The sequence below is a fragment of the Prochlorococcus marinus genome, from assembly GCF_001180245.1.
Classification (GTDB): Bacteria; Cyanobacteriota; Cyanobacteriia; order PCC-6307; family Cyanobiaceae; genus Prochlorococcus_A; species Prochlorococcus_A marinus_F.
Window position 1 is genome coordinate 1 of the sequence record NZ_CVSV01000055.1, and the last position, 338, is coordinate 338.

At 30.2% G+C, this 338-nt stretch carries 1 protein-coding gene; it reads right to left on the bottom strand.

Going from position 1 to position 338, the window contains the following annotated elements; genetic code table 11:
• Positions 1–239 (bottom strand): hypothetical protein (locus AMO19_RS08670; protein ID WP_075507125.1); only part of this gene is annotated, 239 nt, incomplete at its 3' end.
• Between the last annotated feature and the right edge of the window lie 99 nt (positions 240–338).

A 338-nucleotide genomic window follows, 5' to 3' on the forward strand; every position in this document is an offset into this window, starting at 1 on the left:
TTCTTTGCAAACGGTAGTTGTTGAATAATTATCCCAAAGGGAAATTTAAAAAAAGAAGAGACATAAACAATATAAAACTCGACAAATGATGGTTTTGGTGGGAGAGGTAAATTTTTTATATATGCCCAATCAATGCAAGGTTTTAGTTGCGTATTACTAGCGATAATATTTTTTTTGCATCTCCACCAAGAGAATAGATAAATGCAAATAAAAATCGGTATCGGAAGAAGTCTCAACACTAACTATTAATATTTAGTAGCCATCTGTCAATAAGGATAGCAACCATCTCTATATCATTTACATAAAGTAGGCTTTTAACCTAAAAATTCAAGAAAATT